The organism is Yoonia sp. SWMV100, from assembly GCF_056108365.1.
This window is the reverse complement of record NZ_JBWBAQ010000003.1, coordinates 554,521-581,519: the sequence shown is the minus strand read 5'-3', so window position 1 is coordinate 581,519 and position 26,999 is coordinate 554,521. Positions and strand designations below refer to the sequence as shown.

At 56.1% G+C, this 26,999-nt stretch carries 22 protein-coding genes and 1 riboswitch; of the genes, 10 read left to right on the top strand and 12 right to left on the bottom strand.

All coding sequences use genetic code 11. The features are described from left to right. Positions 1–37: 37 nt before the first annotated feature. From addA to regB, 7 genes are all read right to left on the bottom strand, one after another. The gene (addA, locus tag ACXJGX_RS07655; protein ID WP_474780240.1) at positions 38–3,376 is read right to left on the bottom strand and encodes a double-strand break repair helicase AddA; all 3,339 of its coding nucleotides are present in this window, start codon (positions 3,374–3,376) and stop codon (positions 38–40) included. Beyond that, entirely contained in the window at positions 3,373–6,294 is a 2,922-nt protein-coding gene (gene addB / locus ACXJGX_RS07650) for a double-strand break repair protein AddB (RefSeq protein ID WP_474780238.1), read from the bottom strand. Before addB ends, addA begins: the two co-directional genes overlap by 4 nt. Further along, complete coding sequence (locus tag ACXJGX_RS07645) at positions 6,287–6,958, bottom strand: nucleotidyltransferase family protein (RefSeq protein ID WP_474780236.1); 672 nt, start codon at positions 6,956–6,958, stop codon at positions 6,287–6,289. Before ACXJGX_RS07645 ends, addB begins: the two co-directional genes overlap by 8 nt. Then, entirely contained in the window at positions 6,955–7,929 is a 975-nt protein-coding gene (locus tag ACXJGX_RS07640; RefSeq protein ID WP_474780234.1) for an aminoglycoside phosphotransferase family protein, read from the bottom strand. Before ACXJGX_RS07640 ends, ACXJGX_RS07645 begins: the two co-directional genes overlap by 4 nt. Then, complete coding sequence (gene tsaE / locus ACXJGX_RS07635; protein WP_474780232.1) at positions 7,926–8,387, bottom strand: tRNA (adenosine(37)-N6)-threonylcarbamoyltransferase complex ATPase subunit type 1 TsaE; 462 nt, start codon at positions 8,385–8,387, stop codon at positions 7,926–7,928. Before tsaE ends, ACXJGX_RS07640 begins: the two co-directional genes overlap by 4 nt. 41 nt (positions 8,388–8,428) lie before the next feature. Continuing rightward, positions 8,429–10,024, bottom strand: a complete 1,596-nt coding sequence (locus ACXJGX_RS07630) for a PAS-domain containing protein (protein ID WP_474780230.1) — start codon at positions 10,022–10,024, stop codon at positions 8,429–8,431. Between the two features lie 75 nt (positions 10,025–10,099). Continuing rightward, positions 10,100–11,470, bottom strand: coding sequence for a sensor histidine kinase RegB (regB, locus tag ACXJGX_RS07625; RefSeq protein ID WP_474780228.1), 1,371 nt, complete (start codon positions 11,468–11,470; stop codon positions 10,100–10,102). A gap of 134 nt (positions 11,471–11,604) precedes the next feature. Here regB and ACXJGX_RS07620 point away from each other — a divergent pair, with 134 nt between their 5' ends. Continuing rightward, complete coding sequence (locus tag ACXJGX_RS07620; protein WP_474780226.1) at positions 11,605–12,156, top strand: ActR/PrrA/RegA family redox response regulator transcription factor; 552 nt, start codon at positions 11,605–11,607, stop codon at positions 12,154–12,156. Here the strand turns inward: ACXJGX_RS07620 and ACXJGX_RS07615 are convergent. Then, entirely contained in the window at positions 12,153–13,007 is an 855-nt protein-coding gene (locus ACXJGX_RS07615; protein WP_474780224.1) for a LysR substrate-binding domain-containing protein, read from the bottom strand. The two genes, ACXJGX_RS07620 and ACXJGX_RS07615, sit on opposite strands and share 4 nt — an antisense overlap. Before the next feature lie 433 nt (positions 13,008–13,440). On the opposite strand from ACXJGX_RS07615, the gene ACXJGX_RS07610 reads away from it, so the two are divergent. From ACXJGX_RS07610 to ACXJGX_RS07585, 6 genes are all read left to right on the top strand, one after another. Further along, on the top strand, positions 13,441–13,860 hold the full coding sequence (locus tag ACXJGX_RS07610; protein ID WP_474780222.1) for a c-type cytochrome: 420 nt from the start codon (positions 13,441–13,443) through the stop codon (positions 13,858–13,860). A 238-nt stretch (positions 13,861–14,098) separates the two neighbouring features. Further along, complete coding sequence (gene ade / locus ACXJGX_RS07605; protein ID WP_474780220.1) at positions 14,099–15,898, top strand: adenine deaminase; 1,800 nt, start codon at positions 14,099–14,101, stop codon at positions 15,896–15,898. Next, positions 15,895–17,376: an AMP nucleosidase gene (locus tag ACXJGX_RS07600; protein ID WP_474780219.1), complete on the top strand. Its 1,482-nt coding sequence runs from the start codon at positions 15,895–15,897 to the stop codon at positions 17,374–17,376. Before ade ends, ACXJGX_RS07600 begins: the two co-directional genes overlap by 4 nt. A 132-nt stretch (positions 17,377–17,508) precedes the next feature. Continuing rightward, on the top strand, positions 17,509–17,799 hold the full coding sequence (locus ACXJGX_RS07595) for an HU family DNA-binding protein (RefSeq protein WP_474780217.1): 291 nt from the start codon (positions 17,509–17,511) through the stop codon (positions 17,797–17,799). Positions 17,800–17,891: 92 nt separating this feature from the next. Beyond that, positions 17,892–18,224, top strand: coding sequence for a DHCW motif cupin fold protein (locus ACXJGX_RS07590; RefSeq protein WP_474780215.1), 333 nt, complete (start codon positions 17,892–17,894; stop codon positions 18,222–18,224). 20 nt (positions 18,225–18,244) lie between these two features. Next, complete coding sequence (locus ACXJGX_RS07585) at positions 18,245–19,105, top strand: DMT family transporter (protein ID WP_474780213.1); 861 nt, start codon at positions 18,245–18,247, stop codon at positions 19,103–19,105. A gap of 18 nt (positions 19,106–19,123) precedes the next feature. On the opposite strand, the gene aroC is transcribed toward ACXJGX_RS07585, so the two are convergent. Both aroC and ACXJGX_RS07575 read right to left on the bottom strand, forming a co-directional pair. Further along, positions 19,124–20,230, bottom strand: coding sequence for a chorismate synthase (gene aroC / locus ACXJGX_RS07580; RefSeq protein WP_474780211.1), 1,107 nt, complete (start codon positions 20,228–20,230; stop codon positions 19,124–19,126). A 184-nt stretch (positions 20,231–20,414) separates the two neighbouring features. After that, on the bottom strand, positions 20,415–21,182 hold the full coding sequence (locus tag ACXJGX_RS07575; RefSeq protein WP_474780209.1) for a hypothetical protein: 768 nt from the start codon (positions 21,180–21,182) through the stop codon (positions 20,415–20,417). A 221-nt stretch (positions 21,183–21,403) separates the two neighbouring features. Next, positions 21,404–21,502: riboswitch (TPP riboswitch) on the top strand. A gap of 36 nt (positions 21,503–21,538) precedes the next feature. On the opposite strand from ACXJGX_RS07575, the gene thiB reads away from it, so the two are divergent. The 3 genes from thiB to ACXJGX_RS07560 are packed head-to-tail and all read left to right on the top strand — an operon-like array spanning position 21,539 to position 24,727. Beyond that, entirely contained in the window at positions 21,539–22,528 is a 990-nt protein-coding gene (thiB, locus tag ACXJGX_RS07570) for a thiamine ABC transporter substrate binding subunit (RefSeq protein WP_474780207.1), read from the top strand. Continuing rightward, a complete protein-coding gene (locus tag ACXJGX_RS07565; protein ID WP_474780205.1) occupies positions 22,504–24,033 on the top strand; it encodes a thiamine/thiamine pyrophosphate ABC transporter permease ThiP in 1,530 nt (509 codons plus the stop codon). The genes thiB and ACXJGX_RS07565 overlap by 25 nt, the downstream gene beginning before the upstream one ends. Continuing rightward, a complete protein-coding gene (locus tag ACXJGX_RS07560; RefSeq protein WP_474780203.1) occupies positions 24,020–24,727 on the top strand; it encodes a thiamine ABC transporter ATP-binding protein in 708 nt (235 codons plus the stop codon). The genes ACXJGX_RS07565 and ACXJGX_RS07560 overlap by 14 nt, the downstream gene beginning before the upstream one ends. Positions 24,728–24,796: 69 nt before the next feature. Here the strand turns inward: ACXJGX_RS07560 and ACXJGX_RS07555 are convergent, their stop codons facing one another. Continuing rightward, positions 24,797–25,648, bottom strand: a complete 852-nt coding sequence (locus ACXJGX_RS07555) for a cytochrome c1 (RefSeq protein WP_474780201.1) — start codon at positions 25,646–25,648, stop codon at positions 24,797–24,799. 10 nt (positions 25,649–25,658) lie between these two features. Next, on the bottom strand, positions 25,659–26,987 hold the full coding sequence (gene petB, locus ACXJGX_RS07550) for a cytochrome b (protein WP_474780199.1): 1,329 nt from the start codon (positions 26,985–26,987) through the stop codon (positions 25,659–25,661). Between the last annotated feature and the right edge of the window lie 12 nt (positions 26,988–26,999).

Sequence of the window (26,999 nt, the reverse complement as noted above, 5' to 3'; positions counted from 1 at the left end):
CATTGGAAACTGAACGTAAGAACCCCGACCCCATTGGTCAAGGCATCGTAAGCCCATTCAACGTCTGATGAAGCAAGTCTGCGGGCAGATGCATCAAAGTGCCGTCAATCGTCCATAAAATGGCAACCTCGATTGTGTGGTCGGGATAAACCTGTCGCAACGCAGCATCATAGGCCGCCATTTGGCGCATCACCCCCAACGGGGTTTCAGCGGCACTGCCCGGAACGATCTGGTTTGACTTGTAATCAATCGCGAGCACGTGACCATCTGTGATGATCAGGCGATCAATCGTGCCATTGATACGGCCCAGCCCGACGATGTCGGCGGTAATGTCGATTTCAGTCAGGGCCGACGCCGTCCACAGGTGGCCTAAATCCTTTTGTTCCAGCAGTGCAATGACCTGCGATATCATTTCGGGTGCACCGGGGACCAGCCGTTCGCCCAATGCGACCCTATCCGCCGGCGCGGCCAGCGGCAGGTACTCTAGCAGCAAATGGATCTTGGTGCCGCGGTCCTTTGCGTCGTCTTCACTGTCGCTGGCGGGGTCGCCCGGGACGATCTTGGCGCCGGGGAAATCTGATGGCGACAAGGTTTTTGTGGCGCTTAATTCAGCTAACGGGCCAAATACAGGCACAGAAACATCGCTGACCGGGGCAGTGTCAGGCCTGTGCATTTCACCTGCGTCCCAATCCAGATGCGCGACACGGCGCACCAACATATCATCCACCGTCACTTCGGTATCGCCGCGGGCGCGCATACCTTCGGCGACGATGTTATACCAACTGGCGTCCCCTTCACCAACGTCCCCTGCCGCCCCAACGATCAGCCATTTTTCGGCGCGTGTCATCGCGACATAAAGCAGGCGCATCCGTTCGCGCGTTTGCTTGGCCACAAAGGTGTCGCGGATATCGGTCATCGCGGGTGGTGACGCAGCGGTGCTGGTTTTCCAAACCAGATGATCCTCGGCCTGAAGCAATTCATCGTTCACCTTCACATCGCGTTTGGCGGTGTCGGGCAGAATGACAATCGGAGCCTCGAGCCCCTTGGACCCATGCACTGTCATCACACGGATACGGTCGCCTTGCGCGTCCATCTGGCGCTTAACCTCTAGGTCGTCGGTTTCCATCCACGTCAGAAATCCCGTCAGGCTGGGGATGCCCGTGCTTTCATAAGCCAAGGCCTGAGAAAGCAGCGCGTCAATGCCATCTTCGGCCTCAGGCCCCAACCGCGCAAGCAGATTGCGGCGACCATCATGGCGGATCAGGATACGTTCGATCAAATCGTAGGGACGCAAAAAATCTGCCTCGCGGCGCAGGTCGTCTAACACCGCCAAGGTGTCCAAATGTGCTGAATCGCGCAATGCTGGCCACAGGAATCCTTTGGCAGGGCGGTGGTAGGCCAATGTGAACAGGTCTTGCTCTGACCAACCGAACAAAGGGGATCGTAGCGCGGCAGCCAATGACAGATCATCCTCTGGCAGGGCCAGAAAATTGAGCAACGCCCCGAGATCCTTGACCGCCAGTTCTGCACCGACGCGCAGTCGGTCAGCGCCTGCGATGTTAAGATTAGCCGCTTTGCACGCGCGGATAATTTCTGCAAACAGATCAGACCGCCGCTGCACGAGGATCAGAAAATCGCCTTCGGTAATGGGACGGCGGCGATAGATGCCGGTGTTCCCTATTTCGTCGGGTAATGTGTCTTGCGCGATCATCCGTTTGATCTGTGCTGCAACCCGGTTTGCCATCAGAACTGTGTGATCAGTTTCGCTTGGCAGATCAACGGGGTCATACCAGTTGCGTTTTTCGTCTTGGCTGGCCTTTTCCACGACGGGCCAAAGATCGACCCGTCCCGGCATGTTTTCCTTGAACGCGATATGGGTCAGGCTGTCGTCCATACCAGCGGCCCGATCTCCGGAAAATGTCGCATCAACGACTGATAGAATTGCTTGCGATGACCGGAACGAATGGTCAAGAGACGTCACCTCGAACGGTTTATCAACCGCACGGTGAGCATCGCGAAAATGGGCTTTCATCTGGTCAAAGGCGGCGGGATCGGCGCCTTGGAATGAATAAATCGACTGTTTTTTATCACCGACAACAAAGATAGTGCGCGCCTGATCAGTCCGCGCGCCCTCGCCGCTTGCGAATTCTTGGGTTAAGTGTTCGATCACGGCCCATTGGGTTGGGCTGGTGTCTTGGGCTTCGTCGACCAGAACGTGGTCAATGCCACCATCCAGCCGGAACAGCACCCATTGCGCCACATCGCGGTCCGTCAACAGCGCTTTGGCCTTGCGGATCAAATCATCGAAATCAAGCGCGCCCAGAAGCAGTTTCCGCTGTTCATAGGCAGGGATGAAAACTGCGGCAAATTTGTAAATCACCAGCGTGCGTTCAAGCGCGTCAATCGCCCACAGGTATTGTTTTGCGGCGGCAACACGATCCATCCAGTCGTGAACGGCTTCGGCGATAGGTTCCATCGCCTCGACCGCTGCTTTGTGGTTGGACTGTGGGAAATTTACCGACTTAGAATTTGCTGTTCCCGCGTAAAGGAACAGACCACAAAGCGTTTCCAATCCAGCCCAGCTCGGATTTTCGAGGTCAATCGCGCCCAGCGTGGCCGCAAAGGTCTGGTAGGATTTTGAAGCAGTACGAAACGCCTGTTGGAGGCTTTCGACGATGCTGGATTCACCACCCTGAAACGCCAGTGCTAGCGCGTCATCGCGGCGTGCGTCGGGGGGCAAACCAAGCGTTGCGCAGATTTGCGCCCGGTCCGCGCCAGTGGCTAACGCGTCACGTTTGCTTGCCACTTCGGCGGTCAGTTGTGACAGATCGGCGCCCGTGAAATGATGAAACGCCTCTTGCAAAATCGGGGCATGTGGGCCGGTTATCAGATCGTCCATCACCTCGGCGCGCAGTAATTCTGCGGCGCGGTCTTCCATTTCCCGAAACTGCGGGCTGACCTGCGCCTCTAGGGGGAAGCGGCGCAAGATACCCGCGCAAAACGAATGGATGGTTTGGATTTTCAGGCCGCCCGGCGTTTCAATCGCACGGGCGAATAGGGTCCGTGCTTCGCGCAGTTGGGTGTCGTCGATCACGCGATCCACGCCCAAAGCTTGCAGATCGGCCCGCAAATCGGCGTCTGCCATCATCGCCCATTCGCCAAGCCGCTTGAACAGGCGGTTCTGCATCTCGGCGGCGGCCGCTTTGGTGTAGGTCAGGCATAAAATGTTCTGTGGTGACACTTTTTCCAGCAGTAACCGTGCTACGCGGTCTGTGAGCACGCGGGTTTTTCCCGACCCGGCGTTTGCAGATAGCCACGTTGATGTACCTGGATCGGCGGCATCAACCTGGCGTTGAGAGGCGGCATCGCGGATCATGTCAGCGCCAGTGGTACGGGATCGTCGCTGGTGTCCCATTCGCCGTACCGGGCCAAGTGATCATAGGGACTGAAATCGGTTTTCGAAAACAGTGCGAGCCGTGCGGTATAGCCGCGGTCAATGCGTTGCCAGTTGGCAAATAGCGTCTCCAATTCGGCCCAGACTTGGTCGGGCGGTTGTTTGGCAAGGGGGGCGTCGACGTTGCGCATGGCCGGGTTCACGCCGATGAACTGCGCGGATTTCACCGGGGTGGCACCCAGTTTGTCAAACGCGCCGCGTTCTACCATCGCCGCCTCTAGCAGCAGTTGCTTGTCAAAGTTTTCCTGCTGCGGGCCGGTAGGCACGACGCCGGTTTTATAGTCATAAATCAAGGCTTCGCCTTGTGGCGTAATGTCGATGCGGTCGGCCTTGCAGGTTAGGGTTACGGCGACATTGGGCACGACGATCTCGCCTTTGCTTTCGATAATCCGTTTGTCGCTCAATTCTTGACGCGCGACCTCATCGGCCAGAAATTTATCCGCGACCTTGTCCATGCGCGTGATCCATTGCGCGCGGATCGTGGGCCAAGGGCACATTTCAGTAAAGTGATTTCGGGTAAGCTGCATCAGCGCATCGCGGTCATCCGGCGCGTATCCTGCGGCGATGAAATCTTCGAGAATTTTATGCACGATGGTCCCGCGTAATGGTGCATCTGCTGTGGGCACCAGTGGGTCCAGTGGATCAAGTCCCAACACTTTGCGGGCGTATATCGCAAATGGATCGCGGATCAGGGTTTTGATCTGTGTGACCGATAGATGATCGGGGCGCGCGCTGATCGGCGGACATGGCGACGGGCGCGGTGCGGGCGCGGTGCGGTCTGTCGGCGCCGAAAGTTTCGCGGCCATCTGGGTCCATTTTTCGCCACGCTGACGCATCTCGGCCAGGGCTGTATCGCCGTTTTGGGCGGGTAACCCCCGGAGCAGGTTTGTCAGGCGGTTAACCCAGCGTGATGGCACCGTTTCCGCATCAGCAGAGCGTTTCGCGCGCGTGATCCAGACCTCTGATCCAGCAACTGCCTGTTGGTAGTCATGGGCCGACAGACCGATGCGCCGTTCGGGCAGCAAAAGCCCTGCTTTGGCGCGCATCACCCGGTTAAGCCATGGGTCTGGCGGCGGTGCTTCGGGCCACACCCCATCGTTCATCCCGCCCAGAATGGTCAGATCAACGCCTTGTACACGCGCCTCTAGCGTGCCCCAGATCAGCACCTGCGGATGCCCGGTATCGCGTTCGCGCACCACGCCAGTGGACAAGATCGCGCTGAAAAGGGTGGTGTAATCTTTGGTATCCATGACCCCGGCAGCGTCGGCGTTTTCGGCGATGTCATTGCACACACGCTGCGCCTCGCGGCCAGCCGCCTCGCGCCAAAGCTCGCCCGCGCCTGTGGCGTTGGGCCCTGCACAAAGCTGTTCCGCCAATGTCAGGTGCCGCGCAAGATGATCAGCTAACGTCAGGGCGCGCGGTGTTTCATGTCCAATCACGGTTTCAGACAGCCAGTTGGCCCAATCGGTACGGCCTTCGCCTTTTGACGCCCAGATCTGAAGTGTCTCAGATGTCGGAAACGGCGGACCGTAGCGGCGCAAATAAAGTTCAAGTTCGTGGGTGCGCAGCACATGCGGCCCGCGATCTGCAGCGTTGCACAGTGGGTGCTTGAGGACCGTCAGCAGCATTTCACCGGTCAGTGGTTTGCCAAACATATCGCCCACATGGCGCAGTAGCCGGCCAGGCGGAGACAATTGCAGCGGTACACCCGCACTATCATCAGGTTTGATGTCCCAGCGATCCAGTGCAGCCGTGACCTGCCGCGTGAGCATCCTGTCGGGCGAAATCAGCGCCGCGGTGATCCCGTCGTCGACGGCTTGGCGCAGCCGCAGCGCAATGGTTTCGGCCTCTGCACGCGGGGATGCTGCCTCGACCAGGGTCAGACCTTGGGTGGCGGCGATAAGATCACCCAGATGCGGCCCCTCCTCTAGCCACTGACTGGTCACAGGTGCGGGGCGTAGCGACAGCGATATCAGCCGGTTGCGTGCGGGATGCACGGGCGCAATATCGGCCCAGCTTTTTAGGTCTTGCCGGGAAAAACCGATCACCTCCATCAGCCGCCGGAAACGGAATTGCGGGTGATCTTCGGCGGTCATTTCGTCGTCCATGGCCTGCCATACGGGATCGGGTAGATCAAAATCGAAACCGGGCAGGATAATCGCACCCTGCGGCAGCTTTGAAACCGCCTGCATAAACAGTGCAGTTGCGCCGCGCGACCCTGTGGAACCAGCCACGATGATAGGATGGGTTGGCGGGTTTTCAGCCCAGCTGGCTGCACGGGCTTCGATCACCAGCCTTTGCCGTGCTTCTTGGTCAGGGGCATCATTGGCTGTGCCGAAAAACGGGGCGATGATCCGCAAAAACCGCAGTGCGCGGTCCCAATGCCCGGATTGATCGCTGACATCAAGGGCGTCGATGATGCCCGGGCTGACCCCTTCGCCCTGCATTTCATCCATCAGTTTGGCCAGACTATCGGACAAGTCAAACAGGGCCGCACGCGGCGCAAGATCGGGTTCCTGATCCAGCAGTTTGGACACAAATTGCAGCAGTTCAAGCCTGCGTCGCAGCGGGGAAATCGCGGGTGGAATCTTGAGGGAAACTGGATCCTTCGCCAGATCTGTGACCAGCTTGATGCGTGGCAAAAGCCGCGCTGGGCCCGCGTCAAAAACTTCGCCGATGCGGCGCTGCATGCGGCTGGTGTTGACGTATATTTCTGTGCGCGCCCATTCTTCGGGGGTCATGTTTGTTCCGCGCGCTAAAAGGCCCGTTACCAACGACTGCGCGAAATCGACGCCCATGCTACAGCCGAAAACGCGTGGTGTGTCGGTCGGATCAAACATGCAACATTGCCTCGGCTATCGGAATGCTATCGGGCTGGCCGACATCGCACCATTTTCCGTTATAAGTTGTGCCAAACAGACCACCGCGCGCCGCAATTTTGTCCCATGCGACGTTCAATGAAAATGCCGTTTCAGCAACCGTGTGCAGCACGTCCGGGCGGATAATTTGTACGCCTGTGTATATCACATCAGGGGCGCGGCTTAGGCGTCCGTCTGAATCGATGCGAAAATCCCCCTTACCTAAATGCCCGTGAACATTATGTTTTTCGACCATCAGCAGCAGGGCATCCATGTCGTCGCGCCAGTGGTCGATCAGGGTAGCAATGGGGTTTGACCCACGCCAAACGGCATCCGTGTTCAAGGTAATGACCGGCCCCGCGCCAAGCAACGGCAACGCGTGTCGCAAACCGCCCCCGGTTTCAAGCAGCGCGTCGGTTTCATCCGAAATGGCGATATCCTGACCCGCAAGGTGATCGCGTATCATGTCCGCCTTGTAATGAACGTTCACAACTCTTTTCCCGACACCTGCCGTATTTGTTTGTGCCAATGCGTGATCAATGAGCGCGCGCCCTGCTACGCGCACCAACGGCTTGGGTTGGTGTGCGGTCAGCGAACCCATCCGGGTCCCTAGCCCGGCTGCGAAAAGCAAAACTGGCATGGTCATGCGCGCAGCCTAGCAAGGGTAGACGTGTTGGGTACGGGCAACGTGTCGTTCACAACCTGCGCCAGCTCTTTTTTCAAGGTGGGATGGTCAAGATCGTGCATCAGATTTTTCCAAACGCGCGGGATCAGTTCAATATAGCGCTTTTTGCCCGCTTCCACCGACAGGCGCGCAAAAACACCCAATATGCGCAGGTTGCGCTGCACACCCAAAATCGCAAGTTGCGCCCTAAAGTCCGGACCGGCGTTGGCATTTTCGATATAATAAGCGGTCATATCGTTGGCAAACTTGGGGTCGATATCGCGGCGGACATCCCGCAAAAGAGACACAAGATCATAGCCGCTGGGTGCAACGAATGCGTCCTGATAATCCAGCAATCCAACGCGGTTAATCCCGGTTTGATCTGGTCGCCAGATCAAATTCTCTGCGTGGAAATCGCGCAAGGCAAGGGTATTTGCATCAGGCGCGTGGGCTTCTAACGCCTTTCCCACCGCGGTTATCAGATCAGGTAACGGATGCCCGGCGTAAAATTCGCCGGTAATTTCGACCATATTTGCACCAACTTCGGGTGTCATTTTGGTCAATCCAGACGGCCAGATTTCCCTTTCGACCTTGATCAATACGTCAACTGCGGCGCGGTAAAGCGTCGTGTTTTCATGCGGGTGCATTGTCAGCCATTGTGCGAAATCGTTTTTCCCAAGGTCAGACAGAACCATAATTCCACGATCTGCATCATGTGCCAAAATTTCGGGCGGACAAAGACCGGTGTCCCGCAGGAACCGTGTCATGTCGGCAAAAGGTTGTGTGGACAGGCCCGTTTCCGGCGGCGCATCCATTACGATGACGGAATGCTGGCCATTGACCAACCTTTCGTACCTGCGTGCCGAGGCGTCTCCGGCTAATGGATGGCGCGCCCAAGCTGCCCAAGCAGAGTCCGCGATAAACCTGTCGATGATGTCTGCCCGTTCGGTCATAGGATACCTCTGAGGCGCTGTTGCCAGTCCGCTGTTGCGTCAATCTTTACAGAATGCGCGGTGTGCCCTGCTGAAAATGTGAGGTTCAGCGCGTTTGACGGTATATCAGCACCAAGCCGGTCTGGCCATTCAATCAGACAGATTGCGGTCGAAAACGCCTCGTCCAGCCCCAGTTCGAACGCCTCATCAGGGTGCGTTAGACGGTAAAGATCGCAGTGCCAGATATCGCCATCGGGTGCTTCATATGTCTGGACCAGCGTAAATGTCGGTGACGGGACATCCTCCATCCGGCCCAACCGCGCGCGGATTAACGCCCGCGCAAACGCAGATTTTCCTGCGCCGATGGGTCCATCAAGCAGCAGTGTATCGCCCGGATTGAGCAAAGGCGCGATGTGGTTCGCTAACGCGATCGTGTCGATTTCATCGGGCAGCGTTAGCGTGAGAGGGAAATTTGTCATCCCTGAACACTATTGTGTGGTGCGCCACCTGCAAGGTCAAATCAGCGTTTTCCAATCCTGATCGTCGTATCGCGCATGTTCAATTTTTGGAGTACCGGATTGATGTGGGCGTCAGCGGTGAACTTCACAAGTGTCTTTCCGCCGGTGATTGCACTGACGTGGCAGCGTAACGGGCGGCCATCGTCCATCACAGTGCTGTCGGTAAAGGATGCTCGCGGCCCCAGCTGGTGTGTAAAGTTACGGATCTGTGTCCAAATATGACTACCGTCGCTGTGTCGCTGCCAGACTTTCATTTCTGTCTGAAGCATCCTGTGTTCATGATAAAGAGCCGGGTTCGTCTGCCATAAGTCGACGTAGGCTTTGTTCGCCATCACCAAATGGCCTGCGCTGGAAAACACAGCGATCGCTTCTGAAACGCTATCCAACACGGCTTGTCCGGTTTCTATGTCTGACCGGAACCGACGGGTCAGCGACACCTCTGCGCTCACGTCTTCAAGAAGGAAGGCAAACGCGCCATCGGGGTGCGGGCGGCCAGAAACGCGCAGAGTTTGACCGTCTGGCAACGCCCACCTTTCGCTATAGGTGCCGTTCTTGGCACCATCCTCGAGCGCTTTGAACTGTTCGCGCCATGATGCATAATTTTTGGGTTCCGGCAATTTTCGTGCTTCGCGCAGCCGGTCCAAAACAGCATCAAGCGATGGGCGACTGCTGAGAAAATCGAAAGGTAGGCCGGTCATATCCAGCAGGGCCGGATTGAACATCGCCAGTTCGCGCCTTTTGTCAAACACAGCAAGACCTGTAGAAAGCTCTGCAAATGTCTTGCCCAATGTTTGGACGAAACTTCTGCGCTGCTGTTCGGCCCGGACGATCGCGTTTGCATCCGTGGCAAAGTGCAAAAATCCGGTGCCCAAAGGCGTGCTGGTAACATCGAACCAATGCTCGGCTGATTGACCAAACAGCTTTGCGGATAGCCGCCGAAATGATGTCCCTTTCGGCCCTGGAAAATTGTGTAGATTAGGAAAAATAGAGGTGTTAGGCCAAATCGCTTGGCTGTTGGCATGCGGTGGCATCATTTGATCGGCGATTTTCATATAGGCTTGGTTCGCCCAAATCAGCCGTCCGGCGCGATCTTCATGCCACATGAGCTGCGGGGTGTGCTGGGTGATTTCGCGCAGCATGGCAAGCTCTGATAGGTGTATGTCACGCTCAAGGGAGTCTTTGACGGGTTGTGTGGTCGTCTTGCTTCCACCGCAAACGGCGATGCGTAGCCGCCCCGCTGTTTCACTGATCTCGAGCCAAAGGTCGGGACATGTGGGCGCATCTATCGTTCGCTTTTTTTCCGGCGGGCTTTCCAGTACGTCGCGCAACTTTGGAAAGTGCGGACCCAGCATCCGGATCATTGCGTCAAAATCCGACATCTGATCACTGTAAGTCGCAATCAGTGACAGCGCGTCAGGCGTCGCATCGACAAGCTGGCCTTGATCGAACAAAAATACCGGGCCAACGCGCAGGGCTTTGACGGACCGTTGCATCAATTTTTGTGTGCGGCTTTTCTTAGCCAATGTTGTCGCAGCAATAAAAACCGCAATCGTTGTTGCGACCCCCATAATCGCAAAAGTGTATAGACTCACTACCATCTGACGGTGCCCCTCATAGATGTGGGACAATCATCTAATCTTAAGGTTAATGTCGGGTTAAGCCTCTTTACCGGGTCACGCTGCAGGGCCGTGACGTTGATTTTCACCCAGCGGTGCGCGGTCATGATGGTCGCTGCGTGCCCATGTTACATCAATGACCGCACCACCTTGGCCCGGTCCACCGTCGCGGCTGTTTGCAAACTTTAAAGATGCACCTGATCTTTCAAGAAGCGTTTTGGCGATGAACAGGCCAAGACCCATGCCCGTATAACCTGGACGCGGGTCGCCTTCTTCTGTTGATCTTCGTTGACGCACATAAGGGTCGCCGATGCGGCCGAACACTGACGCGGGGAAACCCGGGCCATCGTCCATGATGCGCACCGTGATGGCAGTATCCGACCACGATAGATCGACGTTCACCTGTTCTTGGGCAAAGTCGACAGCGTTCTGGATGAGGTTGCGAAGCCCGTGGATGATCTCGGGGCGGCGGGCCATTGCCGGTTGCGATTGCTGATGTTCGATATTGCGATCAATTCGAAACTGGACAAACTTTCCACGGCTTGCATGCGGCTCTGCTGCTTCGCGTACAACGGTTTCCAGTGGGGCGAACCGTAGATGCAGATCGTCTTTCCCCGCCCGCCCCATCGATTGCAGGATATCACGGCAACGGTTTGCCTGTTCACGGATAAGGTTTGCGTCCGCGAACAGCTCTGGCTGATCACTCAGTTCTTCCATCAGTTCACTGCTGGCAAGTTTTATGGTCGCCAACGGAGTTCCCAGTTCATGTGCGGCCGCAGCCACCACACCACCCAGATCTGTCAGCTTTTGTTCGCGCGCGAGCGCAAGTTGGGTGGCGACCAATGCCTCGCGCATGGCGTGCATTTCGGTTGTAACCTGACGTGCATAGATCGACAAAAAAATCACACCGATCACCAGTGAAATCCAGAACCCGAACCGAAAGATTGCAGGCAAAACAAGGCTGGCGCCGTTCGCCATAACAAGTGGCAGGTGAAATTGACTGATCAGCGAAATGACGATGATCGCTGTCACACCTAGAACGATCGTACTACTGCGGTGCAAAACTGTGGCGGCGACCGTGACGGGCGCCAGTACAAGCATCGCAAACGGGTTGTTCAGCCCACCGGTTACAAACAGCAACAGTCCCAATTGAATAAGGTCGAAGAACATCCATTGTGCTGCCTCGCGTTCCGATAGGCGCTTGTTCTCGGGGTAGGTGAAATGGACGATCAGGTTGGCAATCATCGGAACGGCAACGACCAACCCCGCCAGCCACACTTCGATTTGCAGGCCGTAGACAAGTGTTGCCACGATAATCGCAACAGACTGGCCCCCGATCGCGCACCACCGCAGCGTGGTCAGCGTGCGCAGACGCACCCAGTTACTATGCTGTTGTTCTTGGAATAGCTGAAATTCGGTCATGGACATTTGGTCGCAGATCCTATCGCACGGGGTCGGTCCTTGATACGCACCCGGTCAATGCGGATCAATGATACTGATGTCGCGGTTGACGGCGGGCGTCGCAGGCCTAAACTCTGTTAAAATTAGTCGGGGACGTAACGATGACAAGCGCACCACTTGACCTTGGAGACGACAAAAGCCTTTTGCTTGTCGATGACGATGATGCGTTCCTGCGCCGTCTTGCTAAAGCGATGGAAAAACGCGGGTTCATTGTCGAGATGGCTGAATCCGTCGCGGCCGGTAAAGCAATCGTTTCAGCGCGCCCTCCTGCTTATGCGGTGGTTGATCTGCGGCTTGAGGATGGCAACGGGTTGGACGTTGTCGAGATATTGCGCAATCGCCGCCCCGAAAGCCGGATTGTCGTACTGACAGGTTATGGTGCGATCGCGACCGCTGTCGCCGCTGTCAAGATGGGCGCGACCGACTATTTGGCAAAACCTGCCGATGCGACCGACGTCACAAATGCGCTTCTTGCGCGGACCGATGAATTGCCGCCGCCGCCAGAAAACCCGATGAGCGCGGACAGGGTGCGTTGGGAACATATCCAGCGCGTTTACGAGTTGTGTGATCGGAATGTATCGGAAACGGCGCGCCGCCTATCCATGCATCGCCGCACATTGCAGCGCATTCTGGCGAAACGCAGCCCGCGTTAAAGCGCCTTCAGCAACCATGATTTAAATATTTTCACCCGCTTTGATAGCACGCCGGGGGGGTGGATGATGTAGTACCCTAACCCCAACGGCTGTGTTTGTCTGACCGCCACCAACCGTCCAGCACTGATATCGTCTTGGACCAGCGTGCTGGCCGCCACTGTGATCCCGCCGCCCGATCTGACCGCCGAAAGCGCCATGCCTAAGGTTGTCACCGTGATGACGCGCTGATTTTGCGAAATCAGGCCTGCATCTGTGACCCAGCGACGGGCTTCTTGGTGGTCGTCTTCGAAAAACCAAGGCAGGTCTGCCGCATCGCTTTGATTATTCAAACTGTCTGGTGCCGCGACGACCGTGTAATCTGCGGCAACAAGATGGGTCGCCTCAAGCCCCGGCCACTGCCCATCCCCGTATCGCACACCCAAATCATAACTATCGCGACGTAGATCGATCAGTTTGTTGCTAGGCACAATCGAAAGCGCAATGTCAGGGTTATCCGCCCAAAACCGCGAAATCCGCGGCATCAACCAGCGTTCCGCAAAGTTGTGGGTGACGGTGACCGCAAGAGGGCGCGTTTCGGTGTCACTGCGCACAGCCTTCACCCCTGACACAATCTGGCCAAAACCATCCGAGAGCGCATCAGCCAATCGCGCGCCAGCATCTGTTAACGCGACCCCGCGACCCTGCCGCACCAGTAATGATGTGCCCAGCTCTGCTTCGATTGCGCGAACGTGCTGCGCAATTGCCGCATGTGTCACGTTCAATTCCCGCGCTGCCTGCGAAAACGACCCAGCACGCGCTGCGGACTCAAAGGCGCGTAGCGCCGCCAATGACGGGATCTCATGCCAGTTCATATGTTAGCTATACTATCATTTTGAAAATCATACAGAGTCGTATGAACACATATAAATATGCATTCTCAGACCATCAGCACAAGGAAAGAGAAAGTCATGCTTACAATTTTTTCAGATAGTCTGTTCACTGCAACGCGCGTCAAACGGTGGGATGCACCCGAACATTGGACCGAAAATGGGCGTGCGCGCAGAAAGCATGATATCGATCGCGACGCGATGGCATGGCGCTTGCGGGCTATCCGTGGTGGCAAAAGGTGACGATGCCCCTAAACTTGGGGCTACGCCGCACAGCCAAGCCGTTCAGCCTGCGCTAGTTTGTAACATCGTGTCGATAAACCTAAGTCATTACACTTGGTATCACCCCGTTAGTGCACTATATCGTGGAGTGACTGGGGCAAACGGTCACAAGTTGAGATCGAGAAGGAACGCGATCATGAAGAATTTTACAATCCTAGCCGCCTTGGCGGCCTTGGCCTCGCCCGCCTTCGCTGAAGGTGATGTCGCTGAAGGTGAAGAACAGTTTAACCGTCAATGTGTGTCTTGCCACATCGTGCAGGACGAAAATGGCGAAGTTTTGGCGGGTCGGACAGCACGCACAGGTCCAAACCTTTTTGGTATCGCGGGCGGTAAAATCGGATCCATCGAAGGTTTCCGTTACGGCGACTCCATCATTGCGCTGGGCGAAACCGGCGCCGTATGGGACGAAGATTCTTTCGTTGCCTATATCCAAAACCCAACGGGATATTTGCGCGAAGCACTGGACGACAGTCGTGCCCGTGGCAAAATGGCCTATCAGGTGCGTGACGAAGACCAAGCCGAAAACATCTACGCCTATCTGGCAACGTTTAATTAAGCTGCCAGAAACCAATGCTTTTTCGGGGCCGTGCCACATCGCTGGTGCGGTCCTTTTGCGACAGGCTGCTGGCATCGTGTGTCAGAAATTTGCCGAGCCTGCTTTACCGACATGTGGCACTGAATTTGATCGGCCGTAATTTCAGCGCGCCTTAGCGGCAGGCATTTTTCCCGATTTGGGTGATCGCGTCAGGTGTATCCCCCCTTGAACCCGTCCAAAATCAATGAAACCATTGTGCATGGAACATCACATCAAATCTTGGGCCGAAGTTGCCCCCCGTTTGGTCGCTGTCGCTGCGGGACGCGCGGCTGCAGATATGGTTATTCGTGGCGGCCAATTGGTCAATGTCCAATCCCGCGAGGTGCTGGATGGTTGGCAGGTTGCGATTGCTGACGGGCGCTTTGCGTATGTCGGCCCCGATGCCAGTCATTGTATCGGTCCCGACACAGAAATCATCGATGCGGCGGGGCGTTACATGATCCCCGGTCTGTGTGACGGTCATATGCATATCGAAAGCGGGATGCTGACGCCCGCAGAATTTGCTGCCGCCGTGATCCCGCATGGGACCACCACCATGTTCACAGACCCCCACGAGATCGCGAATGTTCTTGGCCTGCGTGGCGTGCGCATGATGCATGACGAGGCGCTGATGCAGCCGGTCAACATCTATACGCAGATGCCATCCTGTGCCCCCTCTGCCCCCGGATTGGAAACTACCGGATTCGAGATTTCCGCCGCTGACGTAGCCGAGGCAATGGGCTGGCCCGGCATCATCGGATTGGGCGAAATGATGAACTTTCCCGGCGTAGTCAACGGCGATCCACAAATGCTGGCGGAAATGGCCGCGACGATGAATGCGGGTAAAACTGTCGGTGGGCATTACGCTTCGCCGGACAAAGGCAATGCTTTTGCCGCCTATGTTGCGGGTGGTGCGTCCGACGATCATGAAGGCACCGCCGAGGCGGATGCGATTGCACGGGTGCGTTTGGGGATGAAGTCGATGATGCGGCTTGGGTCCGCATGGTATGACGTCGAAAGCCAGATCACGGCCGTGACCGAACGCGGGCTGGATCCGCGCAATTTCATCTTGTGCACCGATGATTGCCATTCCGGCACGCTTGTGAACGAAGGGCACATGAACCGCGTCGTCCGCCACGCGATTGCCTGTGGGTGCGATCCGGTCATTGCGCTGCAAATGGCAACGATCAACACCGCAACCCATTTCGGGTTGGAGCGCGAGTTGGGGTCAATTGCCCCCGGTCGCCGTGCCGATGTGATTTTGACATCTGACCTGACCACATTGCCGATCGAACATGTCATCGCGCGCGGGAAAACTGTGGCATTGCGTGGCAAGATCACGGTCGATTGTCCGCATTACGACTGGCCCGTCGATGCACGCCAGACCGTAAATATGGGCAAGAAACTGGATGACAGCGATTTCGCGATCCATGCCCCTGCGGGCAAAAACAGCGTAAAGGCCAAAGTGATCGGTGTCGTCGAAAATCAAGCCCCGACCGAGGCGCTGACAGCGGAATTGCCCGTGGTTGACGGGCTGGTTGAAGGTAAAGGTGATACCTATCAAATTGCGCTTGTCGAACGGCACCAAGGCACAGGCAAAGTCGTGAACGGCTTTGTTTCGGGGTTTGGTTACACCGGAAAAATGGCGATGGCGTCAACCGTGGCGCATGACAGCCACCATATGATTGTTGTCGGCACCGACCGCGCGAACATGGCCGCCGCCGCGAACCGACTGGGACAGGTCGGGGGCGGTGTAACCGTCTGGAAGAATGGCAAAGAACTTGCGTTGGTCGAACTGCCCATCGCGGGTTTGATGTCGGACAGCCCTGCCGCCGAAGTCGCGGCCAAAGCCGACCAGATGGTCGCCGCAATGGCCGAATGTGGTTGCACGCTGAACAACGCCTATATGCAACATTCGCTTCTGGCGCTTGTTGTCATCCCATCGTTGCGGATTTCTGATCTGGGATTGGTGGATGTCGAAAAATTCGAACTAACAGAGCTATTTGAGGACGACCTATGAACGACGAACCAAAGGTCATTATCCGCACACCTGATGCGCGCGGACATGAAGCGTTTACCGACGCAAAGGCAGCCGTTGCGCGGCTGCAAGACCTATACCGAACTGCCGTGACTTTCCTGTCAGAGAATTTTCAGACAGCATTGGAAAACGGCCAGCCCGAAACGCGCGTACGGGCGTTTTATCCTGAAATCCGGCTGACGACGACGACCCATGCCAAAATGGATAGCCGGCTCTCATTCGGTCACGTGGCTGAACCGGGAACCTATGCAACCACGGTCACACGCCCTGACCTCTTTGCGTCCTATCTTGAACAGCAAATCCAGCTTTTGATGAATAGCCATGGGGTGCCCGTGATGATCGGGTCGTCTGAAACGGTGATGCCAGTGCATTTTGCCGCAGCCAACTATCCGTCGCTGACCGTCCCGCAGGATGGGTCCATGGAATTTAATCTGCGCGACAATTTTGATGTGCCAGACCTAAGCACCACGCACGATGCGATCGTGAATGGCGAAGGGTTTGTTTACCCTGACGGTGCCCGCCCGCTTGCACCGTTCACGGCACAGCGCGTGGATTATTCCTTGGCCCGATTGGCCCATTACACGGCCACCGCACCTGAACACTTTCAGAACCACGTTTTGTTCACCAACTACCAGTTCTATGTCGAAGAGTTTGAAAACTATGCGCGCAAAGAACTGGCGGATCCTGATAGCGGCTACACCAGTTTTGTCAGCACCGGAAATGTTGAGATAACGACAGCGGACGCACCGCTTCCCATTCCGGCGAAGATGCCACAAATGCCGACCTACCACCTGAAACGGGCGAATGGTGGCGGGATCACATTGGTCAATATCGGGGTTGGCCCGTCAAACGCGAAAACGGCGACTGACCATATTGCGGTCCTGCGACCCCACGCATGGCTGATGGTGGGGCATTGCGCCGGTTTGCGCAACTCTCAGCGGTTGGGTGATTTTGTTCTGGCGCATGCGTATTTGCGTGAAGACCACGTGTTGGATGCCGACCTGCCCGTCTGGGTGCCGATCCCGGCGTTGGCTGAAATTCAGATCGCGCTGGAAACAGCGGTGGCAGATGTCACCAAGCTAGAGGGATACGAGCTTAAGCGGATCATGCGCACCGGGACAGTTGCGACGATCGACAACCGGAACTGGGAACTGCGCGATCAATCCGGACCTGTGCAGCGGTTGTCACAATCGCGTGCCGTCGCGCTGGATATGGAAAGCGCGACAATTGCCGCGAACGGATTCCGGTTCCGCGTGCCTTATGGAACGCTGCTGTGCGTCAGTGACAAACCCCTGCACGGAGAGCTGAAATTGCCCGGTATGGCATCCGATTTCTATAAGACACAGGTCGCTTCGCACCTGCTGATCGGCATCCGCGCGATGGAAAGACTGCGCGAAATGCCACTAGAACGCATCCATAGCCGCAAATTACGCAGCTTTGAGGAGACAGCGTTCCTATAAAAGTGCAAAAAACACGCGAAATGCCGCTGTTTTCACTTGAAATGGAACACTAATCGTTGTGGTGTCCCACAACATACCGTTAAATGCGCGGGTAGAGGCCCCATAAGTCGGGCGAATTAAGGAGACCAGAAAATGGCGACGAAACCAATGACTAAAGCTCAGCTTGTTGCTGCACTTTCCGAAGAGACCGGCTTGGACAAAAAAGCAGCAGGCGCTGCATTGGATGCTGTAACCAGCATCATCACCAAAGAAGTCGCAGGCGGCGGCGCCGTGACTCTTCCTGGTGTTGGTAAAATCTATTGCCGCGAACGCCCAGAGCGGATGGTTCGTAACCCTGCCACAGGTGAACAGATCAAAAAAGAAGCCGACAAGGTTGTCAAAATGACAATCGCAAAGGCGCTGAAAGACAGCGTGAACGGCTAAGCCTTTTGGCCTTGTGCCATAGGTAAAGTTAGGAAAAGGTCGCCCATATCGGGCGGCCTTTTTTTGTCGCTGTCGTCACAACAGGTCTGCGCATGAAAATTCCCACGATGCCCTTTACGGTCACAGATTGGTCTGCGGTTGCCGAAACCATTTATCCGGGTGAAACCGGCACCGCGGTTTGGCGGACTATTCAGATTGGCGACATCAGGATCAGGCAGGTCGATTACTCTGCAGGGTACGTTGCGGATCATTGGTGCGATCGTGGTCACATTTTATACGTGCTTGAAGGCGAGCTGATATCAGAGCTTAAGGATGGGCGAAGAATGACGCTCTCCGCTGGAATGAGCTATCAAGTGTCCGATTTTGGCGATGCGGCGCACCGGTCGTCAACGGCCATCGGGGCCAAACTGTTCATCGTAGACTAGTATTTTGGTGGGTATTTCCAATGGATATTAAAGCGATTCTTATGGGGCTCGCCTTTGCGTCGATGTGGTCATCGGCCTTCACCTCTGCACATGTCATTGTTGCTTATGCGCCGCCACTGACGGCGCTGTCATTGCGGTTCCTCGTTTCCGGGGTAATCGGAATTATCATCGCCTTTGCATTGGGCCAATCTGTCCGACTCAGCCGGCAGCAGTGGTTGGGTGTGCTGGTTTTCGGACTGTGCCAGAATGCGCTCTATCTTGGATTGAACTTTGTTGCGATGCAGACTGTGCCGGCGTCGTTGGCTGCTATTATCGCGTCAACGATGCCATTGATGGTTGCGCTGGTCGGTTGGGTTATCTTCGGGCGCAAGGTGAAGCCGCTCGGGCTGATCGGTTTGATTGCTGGCGTTATTGGCGTTGCCCTGATTATGGGTGCGCGCCTGCAAGGTGGGGTCGATCCATTTGGCTTGATGCTTTGCCTGATTGGTGTTGTGGCGCTGACGATTGCGACGTTAGCGGTGATGGGCGCATCGTCTGGGGGCAATGTGTTAATGATCGTGGGGCTGCAAATGCTGGTCGGATCTGTTGTTTTGGCTGGCCCTGCGATCGTCTTCGAAGACTGGACAGTCACGTGGAACTGGAAGTTGATCGTCGCATTTTTATATACGACGCTGGTTCCGGGCCTTGCCGCAACATGGGTGTGGTTTGTTTTGGTCGGGCGCATCGGCGCGGTAAAGGCGTCGACCTTTCACTTTCTTAATCCGTTTCTGGGTGTCGCCATCGCTGCGGTCCTTTTGGGCGAAGCGATCGGCGTTATGGATGTCGTCGGTGTTGTGATTATCGCGGGCGGTATTTTGGCCGTGCAACTGTCCAAGCAGTAAATCGGATCAAGGCCCAGCCTAGGCGCCGATATGCCCGCGAATTCCCCCCGTTTGACCACGGTCGAGCAGCAGGTGATCTAGGATAACACACGCCATCATTGCCTCGCCAACGGGTACAGCGCGGATGCCGACACAAGGGTCATGGCGGCCTTTGGTGATGACCTCTGTCGGGCTGCCATCCATCCGGATCGACTTGCGCGGGGACAGGATTGATGATGTTGGTTTGACGGCAAATCGCACCACGATATCCTGCCCGGTACTGATGCCGCCCAAGATGCCACCGGCATGGTTGGAACTGTATTCCGGCCCGTTTGGACCCATGAAAATCTCGTCCGCGTTTTCGCGACCGGTCAGGGCAGCAGCGGCCATACCTTCGCCAATTTCAACCCCTTTGACGGCGTTGATTGACATCATTGCCGCGGACAAATCAGTGTCTAACTTGGCATAAACCGGCGCACCAATGCCCGCAGGTACGCCGCGCGCCACCACTTCGATGATTGCGCCGACCGAATTGTGGTCGTCTTTGCGCAGCCATGCCAGATAGTCGTTCCATTCGGCAGCTGCCTCTGCATCCGGGCAGAAGAAATCGTTTTGGTCGATCTGATCCCAATCCATGTTGGATCTATCGATCGGCTTTGCGCCCATCTGGGTCATGTACCCTTTGATCTGAACACCGGGCGCGATCATTTTAATGGCTTCGCGTGCGACACCGCCCGCTGCAACGCGCGATGCTGTTTCACGCGCCGATGATCGACCGCCTCCGCGGTAATCGCGGATGCCGTATTTCTGGTGATAGGTAATGTCGGCATGACCGGGACGGAAGGTATTGGCGATGTCGCCATAATCCTTAGAGCGCTGATCGGTATTGCGGATCATCAACTGAATTGGCGTTCCGGTTGATTTGCCATCAAAAACGCCCGACAAAATTTCCACGGCGTCGGGTTCCTGCCGTTGCGTGGTATTTTTGTTCAGTCCGGGGCGCCGCTTATCAAGCCACTGCTGCAACATGGCAGGTTCCAGCGGGACGCCGGGCGGACAGCCGTCGACGGTTGCGCCCAACGCGGGCCCGTGGCTTTCGCCCCAAGTGGTAAACCGAAATAGATGTCCGAAACTGTTGATCGACATATGCGCGCCTCTTTTGTTGGAACCCGATTACAGGAAGGCCCGCGTTTGTTCAATCTAGGTTGGCTAGGCGACTGATTTTCCCGAATGTGCAAACTGTGTCACGCTCAACCCGGCTAAACGACAAAGGTCACAGAATGACCCGCGCCCGAAGATGGCGCGGATCTTAAATTTTTAACGGTCGAAATCAGTCGTAGTAGTAATTTACAGCGCGAACACCACGGAAAATAGATTCTGCGCCATCCCCAAAGCTGTAGCTAGCCATCAACGAAAACTGCGTCCAGTCACCCTCGCTCAGGGTGTTGTCGTTATCATGAAACCCAGAAACCTCTGCACGGATGCTGATAGGGAGGTTCCCCGTAAGGTTTGCGAGGTCGTATGTGCCGCCGATTGCGGTAAGGCCATAAGAGTCACCATCGCTCACGTCTCTGCGCTCTGAAATGTAGATCATTGCGGCGTCCGTCACGTCATACGAGACCGCTATCCCATAGGTATCTTGTTCAAACGAACGATCTTCCTCGTATAGACCTGCATAGGCTTCGAAACCCATACCGTTGGTCTTATAGTCCGCGGTCACACCGTATTGCGCATGCGTTTCCGAGTCACCATCGTAATAGGCTATCGCAGTATAGAAAACGCCAGCCGACCCGGCACCCAAGTCGTAGTAAGGGTTCACATCAATCAAGTACCGCTCGGAGTAAAAGCTGCTTTGATGCTGTTCTTTATTGTAAACCAATGAAACAGCAGCACCGAAATTTGCGCCTAAAGAATACTTTGAAGCCGCCGTTAACTGCGTCGTAAAGTTATCGCGGAACGGTGCGCCGTCTGCGTCATTGTGGAAGTTATAGCCAAGCGTGATCGTGCTGCCATCATGCGAAACGCTGGGGGTGGAGTGCGCGCTTGCGCTTGCAGCGCAAATCGCGAGGGCCGAAGTGAATGTTGATAATACTTTCATGGCGTACCTTTCAAAAGTTTGACCCGAAGCCACACCATACATCTGTAAACTTCACCCGACGCATCAGGAATGACGAAACCATTGACGTGCTTTTTAGGCGATGTTGCCGTAGGGGACCGCTTTTCAACCCTACATGTGCGCTACGTGTCCCCTTGCATGCTTAAGGTATATTAACCCCGAAAAGACCAACCCTTTTCATTTCTGCGCGCTACAAGTATGCAGTCTGCACCTCGGGGGGCCTTGATTGGCTGAGATGCGCAAGCGGACCCGTTGAACCTGAACCGGTTAAGACCGGCGGAGGGAAGGTATGGCAATCGCGCTATCCCCCAATCCGCCCGTCGCATTTGGAGGATACGATGCAAAAACCAATCTATCTGCCAGCTGTCGCGGGATTTGTCCTTTGTGCTACGGGCGCAATGGCCGAAACCCCGGTGCTGCAAATTCTGACCTACGACAGTTTTACCAGCGAATGGGGTCCCGGCCCTGCTATCGAAGCTGCATTCGAGGCGACATGTGCCTGCGATCTGCAATTTGTCGCCGCAGGTGATGGCGCGGCTTTGCTGGCGCGGCTTCAGCTTGAAGGTGCGCGCACAGAGGCCGACGTTGTGCTGGGTCTGGATACGAACCTAACCGCCGCCGGACGTGCCACAGGCCTGTTTGCACCGCATGGTGTGACCGTTGATCTTGATCTTCCGATTGAATGGGATGATACCGAATTCCTGCCGTTTGACTGGGGCTATTTCGCCTTTGTCGGGAACGCGGATACCGATGCCCCCACGTCATTGCAGGCCTTGGCAGACAGTGATTTAAAAGTCGTGATCCAAGACCCCCGTTCGTCGACCCCTGGTTTGGGATTGCTGATGTGGGTTGACGCCGCATATGGCGATGATGCCCCTGCGATCTGGGCCGATCTGGCGGACAATATTGTCACCGTGACACCCGGTTGGTCCGAAGCCTATGGATTGTTCCTGGATGGCGAAGCAGACGCGGTGCTGTCCTACACCACATCACCTGCCTATCACATCATCGCCGAAGACGACGCCACCAAGGTCGCTTGGGTGTTTGAGGAAGGTCACTATATGCAGGTCGAAGTGGCTGGCAAAGTCGCGGGAACCGATCAACCTGACTTGGCCGATCAGTTTTTGGCCTTTATGGTGTCCGATGCGTTCCAAAGCATTATCCCTGAAACCAATTGGATGTATCCGGCGGTGATGCCAGATGGTGGCCTGCCCGCCGCATTCGATAATCCCGTGAGTGCAGACAAAGCGTTGTTGTTTTCCTCTGACGAAGCATTGGCAAGACGCGATACGGCTTTGGGCGCTTGGCGTACCGCGCTGTCTCAATAAGCCCGCGCTGGCCCGGCGCCCTTGCGGGGGTGCTGGTGCTGGTGTTGACGGCAGGTACATTGGTGGCGGTCGCTGCCCGTGCAGAGTGGCTGCGCGGACTGGGTGCTGCGGATTGGGCGGCGATCAAGTTTACCGTGACGCAAGCGTTCGTGTCCGCCGCGATCAGCGTGATCCTTGGAATACCGGTTGCCCGGGCGCTGGCCCGTCGGCAGTTTCGGGGGCGGAAGGTGTTGATCACGCTGCTGGGCGCGCCGTTTTTATTGCCGGTAATGGTCGCTGTTGTCGGGTTGTTGGCGGTGTTCGGGCGCGGCGGCATATTGAATGCGGCGCTTGGTGCGCTGGGCTTTGAGACGATGTCAATTTACGGGTTTCATGGTGTCGTCTTGGCGCATGTTTTCTTCAACCTGCCACTTGCTGTGCGATTGATCCTGCAAGGGTGGCTTGCCATTCCGGCAGAAAGATTTCGGCTTGCTGCGAGCCTTGGTGCGCCAGTTGGGCGGTTGCTCGAGTGGCCGATGCTGCGCACCGTCGTTCCGAGCACATTTTTAGTGATATTCCTGATATGTCTGACCAGTTTCGCGGTCGCGCTGACCCTTGGCGGTGGACCGAAAAGTACCACAGTAGAATTGGCAATCTATCAGGCGCTCCGGTTTGATTTCGACCTTGGGCGCGCCGCGCTGCTGGCGTGTTTCCAATTCGGGTTGTGTGTTCTGGCGGCTGTGCTTGCGTGGCGATTGACGGGTATTGATGCGATGGGCGCGGGATTGGATCGTGTCGTGACGCGCTGGGATGTGCGGCGCGCTGGATTCGATTATGCGCTGATTGCTGGCGCGACGCTGTTTTTGCTGCTGCCGCTTGGGATGGTTATCTGGCGCGGGTTGCCGGCGTTGATCGTTTTGCCAAGCACGGTTTGGGTTGCGGCGCTGCGGTCTGTAATTGTTGCCTGCGCGTCCGCAGCATTGTGTTGCGCGATGGCGATTGGTTTGGGTCTGTGGGGCGGACGGATCGTTGCCGTGATGGGCGTGCTGCCATTGGCCGCGTCAAGTCTTGTGGTCGGGACAGGGGCATTCTTGATTATATACCCGTACTTTAATCCAAGCGATCTGGCCCTGCTTATTACGATGCTGGTAAACGCGACACTCGCATTGCCATTTGTATTGCGGGCGATCGACCCGGCGATCGCATCGGTGCAGGCGAACTTTGCTCATCTTGGTGCCTCGGTTGGGTTGACCGGCTGGCGCTGGGTTTGGATTGTGGTGCTGCCACGAATTCGCAGACCGTTGGGGTTTGGCGCGGGACTTGCGGCGGCGCTGTCAATGGGTGACTTGGGGGTCATTACGCTGTTCGCGGATCAATCCAACGAAACCCTGCCGCTTGCGATGTATCGATTGATGGGCGCGTACAAGATGGATGCGGCCGCAGGTGCCGCCGTCTTGCTGTTGGCGCTAAGTTTTCTGATGTTCTGGATATGTGACCAAGGGGGCCGCCGCGATGTTGACCTGTAAGGGATTGGAGTTGCGTCAAGGCGGTTTTCAATTGTCTGTAAACGCGATGTTTACGGCGAGCTGCATTACAGCATTGATCGGGCCGTCAGGGTCCGGCAAATCGACGTTCCTATCAGCAATTGCGGGGTTTCTGACGCCTGCGGCGGGGCAGATTTTGTGGGGCCCCGTTGATATCACCAGCCTGCCACCGGCCGATCGGCCTGTCAGTATTTTGTTCCAAGATAACAACTTGTTTCCACACCTCACGATCGCACAGAACGTTGGATTAGGGCTGCGCAAGGGGCTGCGGCTGGATACTGCCGCCCAGGCAAAGGTGGCCGAGATATTGGACAGCGTCGGATTGGGCGACTTGGCAAACCGCAAGCCTGCCGCGCTTTCTGGTGGGCAGCAAAGTCGCGCGGCGTTGGCGCGTGTTTTATTGGCGGATCGTCCGGTTGTCTTGCTAGACGAACCTTTCGCGGCACTTGGACCGGGTCTAAAGGATGAAATGCTTGATTTGGTGAAAACGCGGCTCGCGGATCTAGGCCGCACTGTGATCATGGTTACCCATAACCCAGCGGATGCACGGCGTATCGCGGATCAGGTCGCGTTTGTTGCAGACGGGGTGGTCCGACAGCCAACTGCAACCGCTGATCTTTTGGATAGTCCGCCACCCGCACTTGCCACGTATCTTGGACAAAACACTGCGGACTGAAATCCACCCTTCATAAACAAAAAGGCCCGCCAAACTGGCGGGCCTTTTGTATGTCTAAGACAATTCAAATCAGTCTTTGTCTTTGTGTTTGTGTGGTGCCCAAAGACGTTTGTTTGTGATGTAAAGCAACACTGACAGCATCACCAACAGGATCACACCGGCCAGACCAGCATGTTTACGGGCCATCATCTTTGGCTCTGCTGTCCACATCAGAAACGCTGCGACGTCTTGCGAGGTGTGTTCAACATCGGTCGAATGACCGTCTGCATAAACGACGTCGTCACCCCAAAGCGGCTGTGGCATACCAATCCAGCTGCCCGGCACTTCGTGGTGGCCGTGGTCGTCAATACAGCTTTCTGGGAAACCACCAGCGGCAAATGCGACGTTATAGTATCCAGGGAAATCCTCTGGCGCGCATTCTGGTGCTTCGTGATAGCCATCAAGGATCGATGCGATATATTCCGCGCCGCCCATGCCTTTGATAAACTGGTTGATCCCGGTCCCGTAAGGGCCGTGGAAACCCGCGCGCGACTTTGCCATCAAGGACAGGTCAGGTGCGCCCGCGCCCGTCACAGCCGGGAAATGGTCGGCGGGTGTGGCTGTGCGGAAGTCATCGATCGATGCGTCGTAAACTTCGTAGAACTCTGCATAGGCGCGCATCTGTTCTTCGGGCAGGCCCGGGCCGCCTTCATCATGCAGCGTGCGGAACGAAACCAGCTCTAGCCCGTGGCAGGCAGCACAAATTTCAGTGTAGACCTGCAGGCCCCGCTGAAGCTGCATTTGGTCATAGCTGCCGAACGGACCTTCAAAAGAGAAGGCGAAATCTTCAATTTCAGTTTCAACTTCTGCAGTGGCGACTTGCCCCATTGTCAGGGCAAGTGCAGTGGCTGCGGTGAATGTGAGTTTGCGGAACATGTTCATTTGTCCTTTCTCACTCGGCCGACTTGCCAGAGGCGTGCGGCGCGTAGTGCGCATTGAAGTCATCTTCGATGGTGGCAGGTTGCGCCAGCGGTTTCTCGATCACGCCAAGAAGCGGTAGGATGACCAAGAAGTAGCCAAACCAATAGGCCGCAGCGATCAGCGAGATATACGGGTAGATACCGTCTGTCGGCATTGCCCCAACCCACATCAGGATCATAAAATCGAGCGCGAGAAGACCGAACCACCATTTGAACATGGGACGGTAACGGCCCGAACGTACGGATGATGTATCCAGCCATGGCGCCAGCGCCATAACTGCGATCGCACCGAACATCGCCAGAACCCCAAAGAATTTAGCGTCGATGATCCCGAAGCTGACAAAGTTCACCAGTTGCACAACCCAAACGTCCGCAGTGAACGCGCGCAAAATTGCGTAGAATGGCAAGAAGTACCATTCGGGCACAATGTGCGATGGCGTTACAAGCGCGTTTGCAGGGACATAGTTGTCAGGGTGGCCAAGGTAGTTCGGCATGAACCCGACGATCGCCATGAACACGGCAAGAACGATGGCCAGTGCGAACAGATCCTTGATCACGAAGTACGGCCAGAATGGCAACGTATCTTTTGCGGCGTCTTCCTTGCTGGTCCGGCGGACCTCAACCCCTGTGGGGTTGTTGTTGCCCGTCGTGTGGAATGCCCAGACGTGAACGATTGTCAGGCCAAGCAGAACAAATGGTAGCAGATAGTGCAGCGAAAAGAAGCGGTTCAGCGCAGGTTGTCCAACCGCCGACGCGCCCAGCAACCATGTTTGAATCGATTCACCGATGAATGGAATTGCGCCAAAGAGGCCGGTAATAACGGCTGTCCCGTGGAACGACATTTGGCCCCATGGCAAAACGTAACCCATAAACGCTGTGCCCATCATCACCAGATACATCAGCATACCGATGATCCATGTGACCTCGCGCGGGGCTTTGTACGACCCGTAGTACAGGCCGCGGAAGATGTGCAGATAAACCGCCACAAAGAACAGCGATGCGCCATTTGCGTGGAAATAGCGGATCATATGCCCGCCGTTTACGTCCCGCATAATGTGTTCAACAGACTTGAACGCCAGATCAACGTGTGGCGTGTAGTGCATCACAAGAACGATACCGGTTGCGATTTGCAGAACCAGGGTGAACGCAAGGACAATGCCCCAAATCCACATCCAGTTAAGGTTTTTCGGTGTCGGCAACATCAATGTGTCGTAGATCAAGCCAACGATCGGCAGACGCTTGTGCAGCCACTTTTCGCCACCAGTTTTAGGTTCGTAATGGTCGTGGGGGATACCAGACATGGTGCGCGCTCC